Origin of the sequence: Streptomyces colwelliae, from assembly GCF_048158785.1 — a bacterium.
In the GTDB taxonomy this organism is placed as follows: domain Bacteria; phylum Actinomycetota; class Actinomycetes; order Streptomycetales; family Streptomycetaceae; genus Streptomyces.
In genome coordinates, this window is sequence record NZ_JBLTJC010000026.1 from 16,756 (window position 1) to 32,744 (window position 15,989).

Annotated in this window: 15 protein-coding genes; 8 read left to right on the forward strand and 7 right to left on the reverse strand. The window is 70.7% G+C overall.

Translation table 11 applies throughout. The features are described from left to right. Positions 1–46: 46 nt before the first annotated feature. On the reverse strand, positions 47–1,030 hold the full coding sequence (locus ACNFOC_RS08330; RefSeq protein WP_416958234.1) for an aldo/keto reductase: 984 nt from the start codon (positions 1,028–1,030) through the stop codon (positions 47–49). Positions 1,031–1,166: 136 nt separating this feature from the next. Between ACNFOC_RS08330 and ACNFOC_RS08335 the strand changes: the two genes are divergently transcribed. Continuing rightward, positions 1,167–2,900, forward strand: coding sequence for a cholesterol oxidase substrate-binding domain-containing protein (locus ACNFOC_RS08335; RefSeq protein ID WP_416958236.1), 1,734 nt, complete (start codon positions 1,167–1,169; stop codon positions 2,898–2,900). A 22-nt stretch (positions 2,901–2,922) separates the two neighbouring features. Here the strand turns inward: ACNFOC_RS08335 and ACNFOC_RS08340 are convergent, their stop codons facing one another. From ACNFOC_RS08340 to ACNFOC_RS08350, 3 genes are all read right to left on the reverse strand, one after another. After that, positions 2,923–3,510, reverse strand: a complete 588-nt coding sequence (locus ACNFOC_RS08340) for a TetR/AcrR family transcriptional regulator (RefSeq protein ID WP_416958237.1) — start codon at positions 3,508–3,510, stop codon at positions 2,923–2,925. Further along, positions 3,507–5,000 (reverse strand): MFS transporter, encoded by a 1,494-nt coding sequence (locus tag ACNFOC_RS08345; RefSeq protein WP_416958239.1) that lies wholly within the window; start codon positions 4,998–5,000, stop codon positions 3,507–3,509. Before ACNFOC_RS08345 ends, ACNFOC_RS08340 begins: the two co-directional genes overlap by 4 nt. Positions 5,001–5,119: 119 nt before the next feature. After that, complete coding sequence (locus ACNFOC_RS08350) at positions 5,120–6,331, reverse strand: FAD-dependent monooxygenase (RefSeq protein WP_399193923.1); 1,212 nt, start codon at positions 6,329–6,331, stop codon at positions 5,120–5,122. A gap of 136 nt (positions 6,332–6,467) precedes the next feature. Here ACNFOC_RS08350 and ACNFOC_RS08355 point away from each other — a divergent pair, with 136 nt between their 5' ends. Beyond that, on the forward strand, positions 6,468–6,932 hold the full coding sequence (locus ACNFOC_RS08355) for a hypothetical protein (protein ID WP_416958241.1): 465 nt from the start codon (positions 6,468–6,470) through the stop codon (positions 6,930–6,932). 18 nt (positions 6,933–6,950) lie between these two features. Here the strand turns inward: ACNFOC_RS08355 and ACNFOC_RS08360 are convergent, their stop codons facing one another. Further along, positions 6,951–7,646: a ribonuclease H family protein gene (locus ACNFOC_RS08360; RefSeq protein ID WP_416958243.1), complete on the reverse strand. Its 696-nt coding sequence runs from the start codon at positions 7,644–7,646 to the stop codon at positions 6,951–6,953. Between the two features lie 106 nt (positions 7,647–7,752). Here ACNFOC_RS08360 and ACNFOC_RS08365 point away from each other — a divergent pair, with 106 nt between their 5' ends. Beyond that, entirely contained in the window at positions 7,753–8,970 is a 1,218-nt protein-coding gene (locus tag ACNFOC_RS08365; protein ID WP_416958245.1) for a low temperature requirement protein A, read from the forward strand. A gap of 70 nt (positions 8,971–9,040) precedes the next feature. Here the strand turns inward: ACNFOC_RS08365 and ACNFOC_RS08370 are convergent, their stop codons facing one another. Beyond that, positions 9,041–9,835, reverse strand: coding sequence for a VOC family protein (locus ACNFOC_RS08370; RefSeq protein ID WP_416958247.1), 795 nt, complete (start codon positions 9,833–9,835; stop codon positions 9,041–9,043). A gap of 121 nt (positions 9,836–9,956) precedes the next feature. Between ACNFOC_RS08370 and ACNFOC_RS08375 the strand changes: the two genes are divergently transcribed. The 4 genes from ACNFOC_RS08375 (at position 9,957) to ACNFOC_RS08390 (ending at position 14,644) form a co-directional block, all read left to right on the forward strand. After that, the gene (locus ACNFOC_RS08375) at positions 9,957–10,967 is read left to right on the forward strand and encodes a zinc-binding alcohol dehydrogenase family protein (protein WP_416958307.1); all 1,011 of its coding nucleotides are present in this window, start codon (positions 9,957–9,959) and stop codon (positions 10,965–10,967) included. 252 nt (positions 10,968–11,219) lie between these two features. Beyond that, on the forward strand, positions 11,220–12,665 hold the full coding sequence (locus tag ACNFOC_RS08380; RefSeq protein ID WP_416958249.1) for a family 2B encapsulin nanocompartment shell protein: 1,446 nt from the start codon (positions 11,220–11,222) through the stop codon (positions 12,663–12,665). A gap of 16 nt (positions 12,666–12,681) precedes the next feature. Beyond that, a complete protein-coding gene (locus ACNFOC_RS08385) occupies positions 12,682–13,719 on the forward strand; it encodes a family 2 encapsulin nanocompartment cargo protein terpene cyclase (protein ID WP_416958252.1) in 1,038 nt (345 codons plus the stop codon). Between the two features lie 49 nt (positions 13,720–13,768). Further along, positions 13,769–14,644 carry a geranyl diphosphate 2-C-methyltransferase gene (locus ACNFOC_RS08390; RefSeq protein WP_416958255.1) on the forward strand — a complete coding sequence of 292 codons (876 nt, stop codon included), beginning with the start codon at positions 13,769–13,771 and terminating at the stop codon, positions 14,642–14,644. Between the two features lie 3 nt (positions 14,645–14,647). Here ACNFOC_RS08390 and ACNFOC_RS08395 read toward each other — a convergent pair whose 3' ends face one another. Next, the gene (locus ACNFOC_RS08395; protein ID WP_416958257.1) at positions 14,648–15,076 is read right to left on the reverse strand and encodes an STAS domain-containing protein; all 429 of its coding nucleotides are present in this window, start codon (positions 15,074–15,076) and stop codon (positions 14,648–14,650) included. 231 nt (positions 15,077–15,307) lie between these two features. On the opposite strand from ACNFOC_RS08395, the gene ACNFOC_RS08400 reads away from it, so the two are divergent. After that, entirely contained in the window at positions 15,308–15,982 is a 675-nt protein-coding gene (locus tag ACNFOC_RS08400) for a response regulator transcription factor (RefSeq protein WP_416958259.1), read from the forward strand. The last annotated feature ends 7 nt before the right edge of the window (positions 15,983–15,989 follow it).

Here is a 15,989-nt window from a genome sequence, read left to right on the forward strand (position 1 = left end):
AAACGGAGGACAGCCTGACGGAGGGCTGTTCAGAGGAGGTCGTGGCCTACCAGCGGCTCTCCACCTGGCCCTTGATCCGGCGGTCGTAGAGGTCCCGGATCGCGGTGAGCGTCTCCTCGGAGAGGGCGGGCAGCTTGGCGGCGGCCGCGTTGGCTCGGGCCTGTTCGGGTGAGCGGGCGCCGGGGATGACCGTGGTGACACCGGGCTGGTCGATGATCCAGCGCAGGGCCAGCTGGGCCGGGGTGTAACCCTCGGGGGCGAGGGCGGAGAACTCGGCGGCGGCCTCGACGCCCGTCGCGTAGTCGACGCCGGAGAAGGTCTCGCCCTGGTCGAAGGCCTCGCCGTGCCGGTTGTACGTGCGGTGGTCGTTCTCCGGGAACACCGTGTCCTTGGTGTACTTGCCCGACAGCAGGCCCGACGCGAGCGGCACGCGCGCGATGATGCCGACGCCCGCCTCCTGCGCGGCCGGCAGCACCTGGAGCAGGGGCTTCATACGGAAGGCGTTGAGGATGATCTGCACGCTGGTCACGTTCGGCCGGGCGATCGCGGTGAGGGCTTCCTCGCAGGTCTCCACGCTGACGCCGTACCGGGCGATGCGCTCCTCCGCGACCAGGGTGTCGAGGGCGTCGAACACCTCGTCCGAGGAGTAGACCGGCGTGGGCGGGCAGTGCAGCTGCACGAGGTCGATGCGGTCGACGCCGAGGTTGCGGCGCGAACGGTCGTTCCACGCGCGGAAGTTGTCGAGGACGTAGTTCTCCGGGATCTGGTCGACGCGGCGGCCCATCTTCGTCGCGACCAGGACATGCAGATCGGGCCGCCCGCTCAGGAAGGTGGCGATGGTCTGCTCGCTGCGCCCGTCGCCGTACACGTCGGCCGTGTCGAAGAAGGTCACCCCCGACTCCGCCGCCGCCTCCAGCACGGCGAGGGCTTCCTTGTCGTCGACGTCCCCCCAGTCGGCGCCCAGCTGCCAGGTGCCGAGACCGACGACGGACAGCTGCTGATTCGACCTGCCGATTACACGTTCGTCCATGCCCTCAGTCTGTCATCCGCCACTGACATGCGCGGATCGGGCTCCTCCGGGCCGCGACCTGTGAATCTTTCACTCACACGAGTGAACCGGTTCGACAGGATGCCTACTCGTGTCAACTCGCGCCTAGCGTGTGCGCGTGACCGATCAAGTGGCGAACAACCTCCAGCCGGGGAAGGGCAGTTCCGCTCCCTGGACCCGTCGGGGCTTCCTCCTCTCCGCGGCGGCCCTGGCCGCCGTACCCGTACTCCTGACGGCCGATCCGGCCGTCGCCGCGGCCGAGCTGCCCGACTTCCCCGGCGATGTGGACCTCTACCGCTCGGCGTACCGGAACTGGGTCGGCGAGATCACCGCCGACGGACTGTGGGCGTGTGCGCCGACCGACCCCGGCCAGGTGGTGTCCGTCGTCAACTGGGCCTGGCAGCACGGCTGGCGGGCCCGCGCCCGCGGCTCCTCGCACGGCTGGTCACCGCTGACGATCGAGTCCGGTACGACGTCGGACGCGCCGGTGCTGCTGGTCGACACCGCCCCGCACCTCACGGGCCTGACCCTGGACTCCGGCTCCGCCGTGCGGGCCGGTACCGGTGTCACCCTGGAGGCACTGCTCACGTTCCTGGAGGGCCACGGCCTCGGTCTCACCGCCTCGCCCGCGCCCGGCGACCTGACGCTCGGCGGCGCCCTGGCCATCGACGCGCACGGCACCGCCGTACCGGCGAACGGCGAGCAGCGGACCGCCGGGCACACCTTCGGGTCGCTCAGCAATCTGGTGCTGTCGCTGACGGCGGTGGTGTGGGACACGGACACGGGTGCCTATGTGCTGCGGACCTACACCCGCGACGAGGCGGACTGCGCGGCGCTCCTCACGCACCTGGGGCGTTCGCTGGTCACCGAGGTCGTGCTGCGGGTCGGGGCGAACGCGAACCTGCGGTGCGTGAGCCGTACGGACATCCCGGCCACCGAGTTGTTCGCGGCGCCCGGGTCCGGCGGGCGGACCTTCGCGAGCTTCCTGGACGAGGCGGGGCGGGCCGAGGCGATCTGGTTCGCGTTCACCGAGTTCCCCTGGCTGAAGGTGTGGAGCGTCGCACCGACCCGGCCGCTGACCTCGCGGCACGTCACATCGCCGTACAACTACCCGTTCTCCGACAACGTGCCGACACTGATCGCGGATCTCGTCGGGCGGATCCTGTCCGATGCCGCGTGGTATCTGGCGCCGGTGCTCGGCAACGCCCAACTCGACGTGGCCGCGCTGGGGTTGACGACGACGCTGTCGGCCGACATCTGGGGGCCGTCGAAGAACACGCTGCTCTACATCAAGCCGACAACCCTGCGGGAGACCGCGAACGGCTACGCGGTGCTCACCTCACGGGCCCAAGTGCAGCGCGTCGTCCACGAGTTCACCGACTTCTACCAGGAACGGCTCACCGCGTACGCCGCGCTCGGGCGCTTCCCCGTCAACGGCACCGTCGAGATCCGGGTGACCGGCCTCGACCACCCCGCCGACTCCGAACTCGCGGGCGCCCGCGCCCCGTTGCTGTCCGCGCTGCGCCCGAGCTCCGAGCACCCCGAGTGGGACACGGCGATCTGGCTGGACGTCCTGACCCTGCCCGGCACGCCGTACGCGGAGGAGTTCCTGCGGGAGTTGGAGCAGTTCCTGTACCGCTCGTACGACGGCACGGACGCGCTGACCCGGGTCGAGTGGTCGAAGGGCTGGGCCTACACCGAGCAGGCCGCGTGGAGCGACGAGGAGGTGCTGGGCACGGCGATCCCGGGCTCCTTCGGGGAGTCGGTGTGGGGACAGGCCGAGGGGACCTTCGACCGGCTGGACCCGCACGGGGTGTTCGGGAACGCCTTCCTGGACCGGTTGTTCGGCTAGGGCCGGCCAGGCTGTCTCCGGGTCAGGGCGTCAAGTGGGCCTGCACGGTGGGTCCGTAGCGGTCGACGATCGTGTCGATGGCCGTCACGCGCAGCCGGGTGCCGCGGGCGATGCCGTACATGACGCCGAGGCCGAGGATGGTCGCGACGGCGAGTTCGGCGCGCAGGGCGGTGTCGCGGCCGGAGAGGCGCTCGGCGAGGCGATCGACCACCTGCGCGCGGAAGTTGACGCGCAGGATGTCGCCGTGGTCGCCCTGGAGGGGGGCGAACACGATCCGCAGCAGCGGGTCGGCGCCCCGCTCGCGCTGGCTGACGAGGACGTGCCGGACCATATGGCGGCCGAGTCCGTCGAGCGGGGCGTCCAGCAGGTCCGCCGCGTCGGTCTCGAAGGACATGACGCGGGCGAAGAGGGCGTCCTTGTTGCCGAAGTACTTGAGGATCAACGGGGCGCTGACACCGGCGCGTTCGGCGACGGCCTTGAGGGTGATGTCGGCGTGCGCGTTGCGCGCGAGGAGGTAGCGGGCGGCCCTGAGGATGGCCGCCTTGGTCGCCTCGGCGTCCCGGCGTGCGGGCGGGGACGCGGTGGGTGGAGTGGTGCTCACGGCACTCATGCTCCCTCCAACGCCTCGTCCCGCGCGCCCTGAGCACGGTCGGAAGCCGGCCGAGTGTCGTCGGAGGCGGGGTCGCCCGGGATGGTCAGTGCCGCCGCGCACGCCACCAGGGCGATCACGCCCGCGATGGCGAACGCCATCAGATATCCGTGCAGCGTGGGCAGCGGGAGCCCCCCGACCAGGCTGGTGTGGTGCACCAGTACGGCGGCGACCACGGCGCTGGACACGGCCTGGCCGATGGTGCGCATCAGGACGTTGACGCCGTTCGCGGACGCGGTCTGGCCGGCCGGGACGGCACGCAGGATGAGCGTGGGCAGCGCCGAGTAGGCGAAGGTGGTGCCCGTGGCGACGACCGTCGCGCCGAGGATGATCGTCCACAGGTCACGGCTGTCGGCGATGCGCACCACATAGCCGAGCGCGATGATCGCGGCCCCGATGGCGAGCGTGATGCGCGGGCCGCGGGCCGCCGAGATCCGGGCCGAGACGGGCGAGAGCAGCAGCATGATGATGCCGCCGGGCAGCAGGCACAGGCCGGTCTGGACGATGCTCAGTCCGAGCCCGTACCCGGTGGCCTTGGGCGCCTGCACCAGCTGGGCGGTGACCAGGGAGTTGGCGTAGAACGCGAAGCCGGTCAGCAGGGCCGCCACATGGGACAGACCCACCCGGGGGCGGGACACCAACCGCAGGTCCACCAGCGGCTGCCGCACGCGGAGTTGCTGCCACCACCACAGGCCGAACACGACGACCGTGGCGAGGAACAGCCCCAGGATCCGCGAACTGCCCCACCCCCACTGGCCGCCCTGGGACACCCCGAGAAGCAGACACACCAGTCCTACGGCCAGGCCCAGCGCGCCGAGCACGTCGAAGCGGCCCGGTTCACGGACGGGCGACTCGCGCACCGCCCACCAGATCCCCCACACACCGATCGCGCCGAGCGCGCTGGTCGCCCAGAACATGACGTGCCAGTTGGCGTACTGCACGATCAGTGCCGCGAGCGGCAGTCCGAGTGCGGCGCCGATACCGACCGTGGAGCTCATGAACGCCACCGCGCTGCCCCGGCGCTCCGGGGGCAGCTCGTCCCGCAGGATGCTGATCGACAGGGGGACCACGGCAGCCGCGGCGCCTTGCAGGGCGCGGGCGAAGATCAGCACGCGGATGTCGGAGGACAGGGCGCACATGACCGAGCCGACGGTCATCAGACCGAGGGCGCCGGTCAGGACCCGGCGCTTGCCGTACATGTCGCCGGCCCGGCCGAGCACGGGGGTGAGGACGGCGCCGGAGAGCAGGGTCGCGGTGACCATCCAGGAGACGGCGCCCGCTGAGGAGTGGGTGAGCCGGGGCAGGGACGGCAGCAGCGGGACGACCACGGTCTGCATGACCGCCATCAGGATCCCGCCGAACGCCAGCACCGGAACGGTGAGCCGGTCCCGCACGGGGGTCCGCCCGGCGGTGCTGCCGGGCGGGGCGGGTATCGGGACGGGCTGGCCCATGGGCACTCCAGCTGGCCTGAAAAAATAAGGTGAATGGCTATTCACCCTAACTGGTGAATAGCCATTCACCCAACCTTCCCCGGCCACCCCCGGAAGCCGGACCGCCCGCGGAGGGCGCCCTACTTGCGGGAGGCGAGCGCCCGCGCGTGCACGGTCCGCGCGACCTTGGGGCCGAGCCAGCGCTTGAACCGGCGCAGCGCCTCCAGCCGTCCGGCCGCCTTGTCGATGCCGTAGTACACCTGCGGCGGGACGTACGGCAGCAGGGGCGAGTGGCGCTGGCCGAGCAGGGCGAACATGCGGTGCGGGGGCAGGTGGATGTAGCGCTGGAGGTTCTCGTACCACTGGGCGCTGTAGCGGGCCGCGCTCTGGATGGACAACAGGGCGGATCTACGGCGCTGTTCGTAGGCGGCGAGGGCCTGCGGCAGTTCGGTGTGGTCGCGCAGGGCGTCGGCGAGGGCGATGGCGTCCTCCAGGGCGAGGGTGGTGCCGGCGCCGATGGAGTAGTGGGTGGTGTGGGCGGCGTCGCCGAGCAGGACGAGGTTGTCGCGGTGCCAGGTGCGGTTGGTGAGGGTGCGGAAGTTCAGCCACTGGGCGCTGCCGTCGGCCGAGGCGCGGCCGATCAGGGAGTGGCCGTCCAGCAGGTCGGCGAAGAGCTTCTCCAGCAGGGCGAGTCCATCGGCCTCGGCGGCGGTGTCGAGGCCGAGACCGGTCCAGGTCTCGGGTGCGCACTCGATGACGCAGGTGCTGCCCTCGGGGCCGAACGCGTAGCCGTAGCACCAGATCCAGCCGTGGTCGGTCTCCACGAAGGCGAAGGTGAACGAGCCGAAGACCTTGCTGGTGCCGAGCCAGATGTACTGGTTGCGGCCGGGCTTGAGTTCGGCGCCGAAGTGGTCGGCGTGGCGGGTGCGCAGCGCGCTGTTGACGCCGTCGGCCGCCACGATCAGATCGGCGTCGGGCAGGTCGTCCGCCGTGACCTCGCGCTCGAACTCCAGCCGCACGCCCAGGGATCGGGCCCGTTCGGCGAGGATCTTGAGGAGTCGGTGGCGGCCGATGCCGTGTCCCTCGTCCCCGGGCTGCGTGGTCGTCAGGTCCCGGATGCGGGCGACGCCGTCGCTCCAGCGCACCGAGTGCTCGTCGACGGCCTGCGCCGACTCGGGGTCGTACTCCCGGAGTTGGTCGAGCAGTCCACGCCAGTACGTCACGCCCCAGCCGTAGGTCGAACCCTCGGGGTTGCGCTCGTAGACGGTGATGTCGTGGGACGGGTCCTGACGCTTCAGCAGGATCGAGAGATACAGACCGGCGGGCCCGCCTCCGACACAGGCGACCTTCACGCGCACACCCCTGGAGATTACTCAAAGTGGTCAAGTGGAACCGCAGAGTAGCAGCATGGAGGGGTGGCGTTCCCCCGGCGCCTCGGTGTTCCGGGTTCCGGGTTCCGGCTCCGCCGCGCCTGCCTACCATCGGACCGTGGACTGGGGAACTCTCGCGGGTACCGCCCTCGGCGCCATCCTGGGTGTCGGTACGACGCTGTTCGCCGAGCGGTCACGGTGGCAGCGGGAGCACACGGCCCGCGAACGCGTCGTGAGGCAGCAGCTGTACGCCGAATACCTCGGGGCGCTCTCGCTCACCACGCACCGCCTTCGGGACCTGAAGCGCAACACCGGCCTGACCAGGGAAGAACGCATCAGGCAGGCGGGCGAGATCCTGGGATCCACCAACGCCTACCAGCTCCGCTACCAGATGCTGATCATCGCCCCCGAGCAGCTCGGCGACACGGCGGACCAGGCGTTCGGGCGGGTCCGGGACCTACGGGACCGATTCGACGGCCCCGACGTCAGCACGGACCCCGAGTGGTCGTCGGCGATGAACGCCGTCAGTGAGATCCTCAACGCCCTTCGGACAGCGATGCGTTCGGATCTCACCGTGGAGTGAACCGGCCCTGCGGGGTGCTTACACCTCGGCCGTAGCGCACTCCGGGTGTCCCCAGCCCTTGGCGTTCTTGCTGATGGGCTCGCCGGCCGCGTAGGCGCGACCGCACAGACAGCGGCCGGGGAACTTGGCCTTGATCGTGCGCGAGGCCGAACTCGTGCTCTTCCGGGCCGACTTGGCCCCGCCCGCACGGGCGGGCTTCTTCGGGGTGTCGGGCGAGGGAGGCGGTTCCGGGGAGCCGAGGTCGCTGCCCGCGGGCTCCTGGACGATGGCCGCCTGGCTGGCCGCGCGGTCGGCGAAGTCGTTCAGCGGGTCGCCGTCGACCTGGTGGGCGGGGACGTAACGGAACTCGACCGAGCGGCCGTCGAGCAGTTCGTCGATACGGACGACCAGCTCCTGGTTGGCCACGGGCTTGCCGCCGGAGGTCTTCCAGCCGTTGCGCTTCCAGCCGGGCAGCCAGGTGGTGACCGCCTTCATGGCGTACTGCGAGTCCATGCGGATCTCCAGCGGTACGTCCGGTGCGGTCGCCGTCAACAGGCGCTCCAGCGCGGTGAGTTCGGCGACGTTGTTGGTGGCCTTGCCGAGCGGTCCCGCCTCCCAGCGGGCCGGGCTCTCCTTGTCGTCCGACACGACCCAGGCCCAGGCGGCCGGCCCGGGATTCCCCTTCGAAGCCCCGTCGCACGCGGCCACCACACGTTCACGCATGCGCCCGATCATGCCATGGCGTCGCGACGGGCTCGGCCTCGGGTGAACCGGCCCTGCCCTCGCAGAAGTCCGTGGACCGTGTCCGAGATCTTGCCCGCCGGCCCTCTACGCTGCGCGCATGACCACGCGACAAGAGCAATGGGCCCGGGTGCGCCGCCACTTGTGGCGGCCTCCGCGCCCCCACGGGGAGCAGCCGCGCGAGCGGGTGGTCGGACCGCTGGAACTCTTCTACGACCTGGTCGTGGTCGTCCTGGTCGCGCAGGCCGCCCATCACCTGTCCGGGGAACTCGACCTGCACGGCCTGGGCCTGTTCGCGGCGGTGTTCGCGCTGGTGTGGATCGCGTGGCTCAACGGCAGCCTGCACCACGAACTGCACGGGCACGAGGACGCGCGCGGCCGGAGCATGTTCCTGCTCCAGATCCTCGTGCTGGTCCCGCTGGGCGCGTTCATCCCCGGGGCGGGCGACGAGCGCGGTGCCGCGTTCGCCGTGGACGCGGGGGTGCTGTTCGCGGTCCTGGCGCTGCTGTGGCTGCTCGCCTCGCGCGGTGACACGCCGGAATTCCGGCGCCCCAGCATGCTGTACGTGACGGGGACGGCGGCCTGCGCGGTCGTACTCGCAGCGAGCGCCGCCCTGCCGGCGAACGCCCGCGTGCTGACGTGGGGTGTGCTGGCCGTCGGCTACCTGGCGGGGTTCGTGTTCGTGATCGGGAGGGCCATCCCGGAACAGGTGGTCGCGCTCAGCGTGACCGACGCGCTCACGGAGCGGTTCGGGCTGTTCATCATCATCGTGCTCGGCGAGAACGTGACCGGAGTGGTCGACGGGCTGGCCCACGAGCCGACCAACGCGCTCACCCTCGCCGTCGGACTCGTCGCCGTGGTCGTCGGATTCGGCGCGTGGTGGACCTACTTCGACTTCGCCGGACACCGGCTGCCGAGGCCCACGCGCGCGTGCGCCCTGCTGTGGATGGTGGTCCACCTGCCGATCACGGCCTCGGTGGCCGCCATGGGCGCCGCGATGGTCGGCCTCGTCGAGCACGCCCACGACAGCCGGACCCCCGCGGCCACGGCATGGGTGCTGTGCGGGGGCGCGGCAGTCGTGCTCTGCGCGACGATGGTGCTCGCGGCGTCCCTGCGCCACTGGGACGAGAACCCCGGGCTCTACCGCCCCCTGGCCCGCACCTGTGTCGCCATGGCCGTCCTGTGCCTGGCAGTAGGCGCCCTGCGCCCGGCTCCGCTCGTCCTCGGCCTGGCGCTCGTCCTGCTCTTCGGCGTCCCCTGGGGAGTCGCCGTGGCCAACCGTGTGTCCCACTACGAGGGAGGGCTGAGCACCGGGTGACCGACTCGGTCCCCGAGCCGCCGCGTGTACGAAGGACGACCTGGTCGCCGCCGGTGAAGGGGCTGCTCGGCTAGACGTCCGTCATCGTCGGCATCTCTCCCTGGGTCGTGGTCATGTCGATCACCGAGAACGAGGCGCCCTGCGGGTCGCTCAGGGCCGCGAACCGTCCGAAGGGGCTGTCCATGGGGCCGAAACGGAGGATGCCGCCGAGCTTGGTGGCCGTGGCCACGGCGTCGTCGCAATTGTCCACGGCGAAGTACACGTTGACGTACGACGGCACCTCGGGCGGGAACTCGTCGCCCATCTTCATCCGGCCCAGGACCGTGTTCTCGCCGAGGTTGTAGACGCGGAAGTCGACGTTGGCGTCGTCCATCTGCTGTGCCGAGTACGAGAAGACCGCCGGGAGGAACCCGTCCGCCTTCTCGGGTTCGCGGGTGAAGACCTCGGCCCAGGCGTAGGTGCCGGGTACGCCCGTGGCCTCGAAGCCCTCGTGGACGCCGGCCTGCCAGACGCCGAAGACGGCGCCGCTGGGCTCACTGGCCAGGCACATGGTGCCGAAGTCGCCGACCTTCATCGGCTCCATCAGCACCTGGCCGCCGTTCTCGCGGATCTTCGCCGCGGTGGCCGCCGCGTCCTGTGACGCGAAGTACAGGCACCACTGCGACTGCCCCTCCTGGCCGGGCATCGGCGGTACGACGGCCGCCACGGCCTTGTCGTCGACGAAGGCCTGGGTGTAGTTGCCGTACTCCGACGACGCGTCGCCGAAGGTCCAGCCGAGGACCTCGCCGTAGAAGCGCTTGGCTCCTTCGACGTCGCTGAACATCGCGTCGGCCCAACAGGGGGTTCCCTCAGGTTGTACGGCCATGGCTGCGGCCCTCTCCGGTAGGTCGGGTTGTCCGGATTCTCACGCTAGTCACCCGGAGAGCCGGGCGCGCGCCGAACGCCCCGGTCCGTTCCACACTGGACGCATGGCGGACGCGAGGACGATGCGCGCGTGGGCGGTGGCGGAGCCGGGGCCCGTCGAGGAGGGCGCTCTCCGGTTGGTGGAGAAGCCGGTGCCGGTACCGGACGGTGACGAACTGCTGGTGCACGTGCGCGCGTGCGGGGTGTGCCGGACGGATCTGCATGTCACCGAGGGGGATCTGCCGGTGCACCGGCCGGGGGTGACTCCGGGACACGAGGTCGTCGGTGTGGTGGCGGGGCTCGGGGCCGCGGTGAGCGGGTTCGCGGTCGGTGACCGGGTGGGCGTCGCGTGGCTGCGCCGTACCGACGGCACCTGCGTGTACTGCCTGCGCGGGGCCGAGAACCTGTGCCCGCGCTCCGCGTACACCGGCTGGGACGCCGACGGCGGCTACGCGGAGTACACGACCGTACCGGCCGCGTTCGCCCACCGGCTGCCCGCCGGCCTCGACGACGTTGCCCTGGCGCCGCTGCTGTGCGCCGGGATCATCGGCTACCGCGCGCTGCGCCGGGCCGCGCTGCCGCCGGGCGGCCGGCTCGGTCTCTACGGCTTCGGGGGCAGCGCCCATCTGTGCGCCCAGGTGGCACTCGCCGAGGGAGCCACCGTGCATGTGCTGACCCGGGGCCGGGCGGCGCGGCGGCTCGCGCTGGAGCTGGGGGCGACCTCGGCGCGTGACGCGTACGAGGCGCCGCCGGAGCCGCTCGACAGCGCGATCCTGTTCGCGCCGGTCGGCGATCTCGTGCCGGTCGCGCTGCGGGCGCTCGACCGGGGCGGGGTCCTCGCGGTCGCGGGCATCCACCTCAGCGACACACCGCCACTGAACTACGAGCACGAGCTGTTCTACGAGAGGGAGTTGCGCAGCGTCACCTCCAACACCCGGGAGGACGCGAGGGAGTTCCTCGCCCTGGCCGCCCGGCACGACGTGCGCGCGACCACGCACACCTATCCGCTCTCCCGGGCCGCGGACGCGCTGGCGGATCTGAAGGCCGGCCGCTTCGACGGGGCCGCGGTGCTGGTGAACGACCTCAACGGGTAGGCGGCGCGCGGGGGTTCGCGGGTGGACGACCTCAACAGGTAGGCGGCGCGCGGGGTTTCGCGCAGGTGAGGCGTGTTCGCGCCCCGCGCGCCGGGGCACGGGAACGATCTGTTCCTCTCCCCGCCTCGACCGACGGTTTACACCCTCCAGGGCGTGAAGCCGCCCCCTGCGCGCGGTTACCGGTCCTGGGCAGGACTGTTTGGCTTGTACACCGACGACGCGCTCACCCCTGTTCACCTCCCGGGAGGGAATGTGTCCACTCCGGAAAGCGCCCACGGACCCGCCACCGACGAACCCGGCCCCGCGACACCCGGCAACGGTCAACAACCCACCAGTCTCAGCACCCTGGCGGCACGTCAGCTCGCCACGACCACCAAGTCCGAACCGCAGATGCAGGCCATCACCTCGCGATGGCTGCTGAAGATGCTGCCCTGGGTGGACGTGCGGGGCGGTGCCTACCGGGTCAACCGGCGGCTCCAGCTCAGCGTCGGCCGCGGCCGGGTGCGGTTCGAGCAGAACGGCGCCGACGACATCAAGGTCATCCCCGAGACACTCACCGAACTGCCCGTGCTGCGCGGGTACTCCGACACGGAGGTGCTGAAGCAGGTCGCGAGCCGGTTCCGGGTCCGGGAGGTGCGGGCAGGCCAGGTCCTCTTCGAGGCCGGACAGCCCGTCACCGAGGCCTACTTGGTCGCCCACGGCCGCTTCACCCGCTTCACCGCCGGCAAGTACGACGAGGAGGAGATCCTCGGCGTCGTCACCGACGGCGACCAGATGGGCGACGAGGCCATAGGGCAGTCCGATCCCCTGTGGCTGAGTTCCGTGCGGGCCGAGACCGCGGGCGTCCTGCTCGTGCTGCCCTGGGACGTGATGGCCGAATTCACCGACCGCGTACCGTCGTTGGCCGCCCATCTGGAGGCGTACGCCGAGCGGCAACGCCTGCCGATGAACCGCAAGGGCGAGGCCGACGTCCCGGTGCAGGCCGGCCATGTGGGCGAGCCGACGCTGCCCGGGGGCTTCGTCGACTACGAACTCGCCCCGCGCGAGTACGAGTTGTCGCTCACCCAGACCGTACTGAGGGTGCACACCAGGGTCGCCGACCTCTACAACGACCCGATGGACCAGACCCAGCAGCAACTGCGGCTCACCATCGAGGAGATCCGCGAGCGGCAGGAGTGGGAGCTGGTCAACAACCGGGAGTTCGGGCTGCTGCACAGCATCGACTACACCCAGCGCATCAGCACCTTCACCGGCCCGCCGACCCCCGACGACCTCGACGAACTGCTCGCCATGCGGCGCAGGACACGGCTCTTCCTCGCCCATCCGAAGGCGATCGCGGCCTTCTTCCGGCAGTGCAACCGGCGTGGTCTGGTACCCGGCACGGTGAACGTCGAGGGGCACGAGATCCCCGCCTGGCGCGGCGTCCCGTTCTTCCCGTGCGGCAAGATCCCGATCACCCCGCAGCACACCAGCAGCATCATCGCGCTGCGCACCGGCGAGGCCGACCAAGGTGTCGTCGGGCTGTTCCAGACGGGCATCCCCGAGGAGTTCCAGCCCGGTCTGAACGTGCGCTTCATGGGCATCGACTCGGCCGCGATCATCCGCTACCTCGTCACCGCGTACTACTCGATGGCCATCCTGGTCCCCGACGCGGCGGGAATCCTGGAGAACGTCCAGATCGGCCGGACCGCCGAATGACGGCGTGGAGCACTCCATGACCACATCCCTTTCGCTGCCCGGCCCGCCGAACCTGGCGAGCACCGTGCGGGCCCGCCGCACCGGGGCGATCCCCGGGCTCAAGTACCAACCGGCCGCACCCGCCGACCCGGAGAAGGCCGCGGAGATCGACCGCAGGCTGGAGGCCTGGGCCCGCGGGCACGAACTGTTCCCCGCCGCGTGGGACGGGGACTTCGCCGGGTTCCAGTTCGGCCGGGCCGTGGTGCTCCAGCACCCGGGGGCGCTCGACCTCGAACGGCTCACCGCCGCGGGCAAGTTGCTGCTCGCCGAGAACATCGTCGACAACTGCTACTGCGAGGAGGACGAGGACAAGGGCGGCTCGCACCGCGGCCTGGGCGGACGGCTGATCTTCGGGCAGTCGGCGCTCGACCCCTTCCACTCCACCCCCGAATACGAGGAGGAGTGGCGGCACGGCGTGCAGGCCGACGGGCCGCTGCGCTCGTACCACTTCGCGCTGAAGGACTACGCCCTCCTCGCCACCTCCAGCCAGACCGACCGGCTCGTGCACGACCTCGCCCGGCTGCACCTGGGCTACCTGGGCGAGGCCGCCTGGATGGAGATCCGGTACGTACCGCGGGTCTGGGAGTACCTGGTGATGCGGCAGTTCAACAACTTCCGGCCCTGTCTGGCGGTCGTCGACACGGTCGACGGCTACGAACTGCCCGAGCAGGTCTACGCCCGGCCCGAGATCCAGCGGATCACGGCCCTCGCCGGCAACGCCACCACGATCGTCAACGACCTCTACTCCTTCACCAAGGAGCTGTCCGACCCTGACCACCTCAACCTTCCGCAGGTCGTCGCCGCGAACGAGCGGTGCGGGCTGAAGGCGGCCTATCTGAAGTCCGTCGGGATCCACAACCGGATCATGGAAGCCTTCGAGGAGGAGTCCGCGGTGCTGTCCGCCGCCTCGCCCCTCGTCGAGCGCTACACCCGGGGCCTCGCCGCCTGGGTGGCCGGCAACCACGAGTGGCACGCGACCAACACCCACCGATACCACCTGCCCAACTACTGGTAACAGACCGGCCCCTGACGCACTGTCAGACGTAGCACGCTAGGAGTCACTGTTGACCACCACCGACGCCGGCACCGCAGCAGCACCGGTGCCGACCCAGTCCACGTACCAGAACCGTGTCGCGGACTACTGGAACGCCGAAGAGAACCCGGTCAACCTCGACCTCGGGCAGATCGACGATCTGTACCACCACCACTACGGAATCGGCGGGGCCGACGAGTCCGTGCTCGACGAACCCGACCCCGTCCGGCGCCGGGAGCGGCTCACCGCCGAACTGCACCGCCTGGAACACGCGCAGGCGGAACTCCTCGCCTCCCACCTCGGTCAACTCACACCGGACGACCGGGTGTTCGACGCGGGGTGCGGTCGCGGTGGCGGCAGTGTCGTAGCGCATCTGCGCTACGGCTGCCGGGCCGACGGGGTCACGATCTCCGCCAAGCAGGCCGAGTTCGCCAACGCGCAGGCGCGCAAGCGGGGCATCGACGGCAAGGTGCGCTACCACCACCGGAACATGCTCGACACCGGCTTCCCGACAGGTGAGTTCGCCGCGTCCTGGAACAACGAGTCCACCATGTATGTGGAGTTGGACCTGCTGTTCGCCGAGCACGCCCGGCTGCTGCGCCGCGGCGGACGCTATGTGGTGATCACCGGCTGCTACGACGACACGTACGGCCGGGCCTCGCGCGAGGTGTCCCTCATCAACGCCCACTACATCTGCGACATCCACCCGAGGTCGGAGTACTTCCGGGCGATGGCCCGCAACCGGCTGGTGCCCGTCCACGTCCAGGATCTCACCGAGGACGCCATCCCCTATTGGGCGCTGCGCCGGCAGACCGACCATCTGGTCACGGGCATCGAGGACACCTTCCTGACCGCCTACCGCAACGGCAGTTTCCAGTATCTGCTGATCGCGGCCGACCGGGTCTGAGTCTCAGCGCCCGGCGATCCTGGAGGCCGCCTCCGGGAGGCCGGGCGCCGGGTCGAGCAGGTCCAGCGTCCCGTGCGCCCGCAACAGGCGCACGGTGCGCGGGGCGCACACCACGGCGAAGCCCGCCTCGTACTCCCGTACCCGGCGGCGGAAACGCAGCACCGCGTTGAGGCCGGTGGAGTCGATGAACGTGGTGCGGCGCAGATCGACGACGTAGGCGGGCGCACGCAACGCCACCACCGAGTCCAGCCACTCGCGCAGCGGGGTGGCGGTCGCGAGGTCGAGGTCGCCATGCAGGTCGACGACCAGCAGGCTGTCCCGTGCGCCCAGCAGGGCGTATTCGCCGGGCGCGGGCCAGGCTGGGGTGGCCACCGGCTCCAGGCCGCTCTCGTACAACAGGGCGTTCTCGGGCAACAGGCTGTTCTCGTGCAAGGTGTTCCGTCCCCGTTCCGTGCCTTCCGCGCGCGGGCGCGCGATCCGGCGCGGGTCCGTGCGGCGGCTTCGACATCCCCGCACCGCACGAGCCCACGCCGGAACTCCCCCGAGCGGCTCCCCCTTGAACCGTGGGTACCAACTGTTCTACCTTCGCCACATGGTCGGGGCATCAACGCCCGCTCATCAGCGACACAACGAGCGGGCAGCAGTTGGGCCAGGTGATCCGGAATGCGTCCACACCTCGCCCTGATCGAGGACGAACCCGATTTCGCACTGATGTGCCGTTCCTACCTGGAACGCGAGGGATTCACCGTCACCTGGGCCATGGACGCCCGCGCCGGCAAGTCCGTCCTGTACGAGAGCCGCGTCGATCTCGCCGTCCTCGATCTGGGCCTGCCGGACGGCAGCGGCCTCGAACTCCTGCGGGCGCTCAGGTCCACCAGCCGCCTCCCGGTCATCGTGGTCTCCGGACGGGGCGCGGAGGCCGACCGGGTGGCGGGCCTGGAGATCGGCGCCGACGACTACCTGGTCAAGCCGTTCTCCCAACGGGAGTTGGTGGCCCGCATCCGGGCCGTACTGCGCAGATCGCAGCCGCCGGAGGTCCCGGCGGTCCTCCAGATCGGCTCGCTGCGGATCGACACGGCGGCCCGCCAGGCGTCCGCCGACGGCGTCTTCCTGACGCTACGGCCCAAGGAGTACGCCCTGTTGGAGATGTTCGGCGAGGCGCCCGGCCGGGTGTTCTCCACCGAGCAGGTGCTGGAACGGATCTGGGGTGCCTCCTGGCAGCTGCCCGCCACCGTGATCGAGCACGTGTACCGCCTGCGCGGCAAGCTCGCGGCACTCCCCACGCCCGCGCCCCGGATCACCACGGTCCGCGGCTACGGCTACCGCCTCGACCCCTGAGAGCCGT